Below are 1,156 nucleotides of genomic sequence, written 5' to 3' on the forward strand. Positions count from 1 at the left end.
CTCCGCAAGCGCGGCCGGTGGTGCGATCGTCAAGGTGCTGCTCTCCCTCGCTCGGCGGGGCCGCGCGGGAGAGGCTGCGGTACGGGCGCACGCGGGTATGCCGGACACCGTCCGGGCAGCCCCGTTTGCGTCCGTGAGCCCAATCCGCGAGACCCGGACGTCATCGATCGCTGCCGGAGGTTCTCGGGCTCACGACATACGGACCCGCCGCCGCTCGGCAGGCATGGCCGTACGTCGCTTACCGTTGCGGGACAGCTCCGGACTCTCACCGGATTCCCCTGCGTCGGCAGCTGAGACGAGCATACATCTAGTGGCTCGTCTGGTAAGCACCCCTATATGTTGTGTCGTGTGTCGGTCGGGCGTCAGAGGTCCGCGACGAAGGCCCAGAGCGGCAGATCGGGCAGCGGGTACCAGTCGCGCTCGGGTGTCCGTATGAACCCCAGGCGCCCGTACAGCCGGTGGGCCGGGGCCATGTCCGGGGTGCTGGACAGCACCATCCGCCGCGCGCCCAGCTCCCGGGCGCGGTCCAGACAGGCCCGTACGAGCGCCTCGCCCACCCCCCGGCCGCGCGCCTCCCGCGCCACCGCCAGCATCCGGAACTCGCCCTCCGCGGGCCCGCTCAGCTCCGCGAACGGCGACCCCGCCGTCACGAAGGTCACGGCGCCGAGCACCCGCACGCCGTCCGGCCTGCCGTCCCCGTCGACCGCGACCAGCACCTCCGTGCGCTCCGCCGCCGCCCGGCGGCCCACGTCGCGCAGCTCGTGCACGTACTCGTCGTCCTCGCCGAACGTCAGCAGCCCGTCCGCCAGATACGCCTCGGCGACCAGGTCGCCCGCCCGCCCGTACTCCTCCGGCCGCACCGGCCGCACCGTGAAGTCCATGCCCCCGAGTGTGCCCTGCCCCACCGACAGCGGGCCGCCGCCCCCGGAGGCCGGGGACGGCGGCCCGTACGTCTGCGGCATCCGCCGCACCGCGCTCAGCAGCAGCGGAAGCCCTTGCGCGGGTCGTCGCCCGCGTCCATGCGCATCCGCTCGAACTCGCGCCGGGTGGGCGCCTCGGCCTCGGGGTCGTGCGTGCGCAGGTGCTCGACGTAGCGCTCGTACGCCGTGTCGCCGATCACCTCGCGGACGTACCACCAGACCTTGCGCCCGGCCGC

At 73.8% G+C, this 1,156-nt stretch carries 2 protein-coding genes and 1 riboswitch; both genes read right to left on the reverse strand.

Annotation, left to right across the window (positions count from 1 at the left end; all coding sequences use genetic code 11):
* Nucleotides 1-157 precede the first annotated feature (157 nt).
* Nucleotides 158-304: riboswitch (cobalamin riboswitch) on the reverse strand.
* A 58-nt stretch (nt 305-362) separates the two neighbouring features.
* The gene (locus H5J30_RS34685) at nt 363-881 is read right to left on the reverse strand and encodes a GNAT family N-acetyltransferase (protein ID WP_181791778.1); all 519 of its coding nucleotides are present in this window, start codon (nt 879-881) and stop codon (nt 363-365) included.
* A gap of 95 nt (nt 882-976) precedes the next feature.
* Nucleotides 977-1,156, reverse strand: a 180-nt coding sequence (locus tag H5J30_RS34690) for a YbdD/YjiX family protein (RefSeq protein ID WP_220189631.1), incomplete at its 5' end; no start/stop codon positions are given.

This window comes from Streptomyces phytophilus (assembly GCF_013870535.1).
GTDB classification, from domain to species: Bacteria; Actinomycetota; Actinomycetes; order Streptomycetales; family Streptomycetaceae; genus Streptomyces; species Streptomyces phytophilus.

Coding starts and splice junctions, on each gene's coding strand:
- H5J30_RS34685 (WP_181791778.1), bottom strand. CDS start 881: ATGGACTTCACGGTGCGGCCGGTGCGGCCGGAGGAGTACGGGCGGGCG.